This window comes from Brucella anthropi, from assembly GCF_046630315.1.
GTDB lineage: Bacteria > Pseudomonadota > Alphaproteobacteria > Rhizobiales > Rhizobiaceae > Brucella > Brucella anthropi_A.
The window spans coordinates 1-1,462 of record NZ_LQBD01000031.1; the positions used below are offsets into that span (position 1 = coordinate 1).

Below are 1,462 nucleotides of genomic sequence, written 5' to 3' on the forward strand. Positions count from 1 at the left end.
GGAATTTCCCATGGCAGATCGCCCGATAATGACGACGAGTGCAGGCGCTCCGATACCGGACAACCAGAATTCCCTGAGTGCCGGGGAGCGCGGCCCGCTTCTGATGCAGGATTACCAGCTCATTGAAAAGCTGTCGCACCAGAACCGCGAGCGTATTCCGGAGCGCGCCGTTCATGCCAAGGGCTGGGGTGCTTACGGCACGCTGACCATCACCGGCGATATTTCCAGATACACCAAGGCCAAGGCTTTGCAGCCGGGCGCGAAGGTGCCGATGCTGGCGCGTTTTTCCACCGTTGCCGGTGAACAGGGCGCAGCCGATGCCGAGCGCGACGTGCGCGGCTTTGCCCTGAAGTTCTATACCGAGGAAGGCAATTGGGATCTCGTCGGCAACAATACGCCGGTCTTCTTTGTGCGTGATCCGGTCAAGTTCCCCGACTTCATCCATACCCAGAAGCGTCATCCCAAGACGAACCTGCGCTCGGCAACCGCCATGTGGGATTTCTGGTCGCTGTCGCCGGAAAGCCTGCATCAGGTGACAATCCTGATGTCGGATCGCGGCCTGCCGACCGATGTGCGCCATATCAACGGTTACGGCTCGCACACCTATTCGTTCTGGAACGATGCCGGTGAGCGCTATTGGGTCAAGTTCCACTTCAAGACCATGCAGGGCCACAAGCACTGGACCAATGCCGAGGCCGAACAGGTGATCGGCCGCACGCGTGAATCCACACAGGAAGACCTGTTCACCTCCATCGACAAGGGGGACTTCCCGAAGTGGAAGGTTCAGGTGCAGATCATGCCCGAACTTGACGCCGACAAGACGCCCTATAATCCGTTCGACCTCACCAAGGTCTGGCCGCATGCCGATTATCCGCCGATCGATATCGGCATCATGGAGCTGAACCGCAATCCGGAAAACTACTTCACCGAGATTGAGAATGCGGCGTTCTCTCCGTCGAACATCGTGCCGGGCATCAGCTATTCGCCGGACAAGATGCTGCAGGCGCGCATCTTCTCCTATGCGGATGCGCATCGTCATCGTCTGGGCACGCATTATGAAAGCATTCCGGTCAATCAGCCGAAATGCCCGGTGCATCACTATCACCGCGATGGCCAGATGAATGTCTATGGCGGCATCAAGACCGGCAACCCGGATGCCTATTACGAGCCGAATTCCTTCAATGGGCCGGTGGAACAGCCGTCCGCCAAGGAGCCGCCGCTGCGCATCTCCGGCAATGCGGATCGCTATAACCACCGCATCGGCAATGACGATTATTCGCAGCCGCGCGCCCTGTTCAACCTGTTCGATGACGGGCAGAAACAGCGCCTGTTCGCCAACATTGCCGCGGCAATGGGTGGCGTGCCGGGCTTCATCGTCGAACGCCAGCTCGCCCACTTCAAGCTCGTCCATCCCGACTATGAAGCCGGGGTGCGCAAGGCATTGAAGGACGCCCATGGCTAT

At 59.0% G+C, this 1,462-nt stretch carries 1 protein-coding gene; it reads left to right on the forward strand.

Annotation, left to right across the window (positions count from 1 at the left end):
- Window positions 1–10 precede the first annotated feature (10 nt).
- A partial coding sequence (locus tag AVM02_RS13735) for a catalase (RefSeq protein ID WP_411507488.1) occupies window positions 11–1,462 on the forward strand: 1,452 nt, incomplete at its 3' end.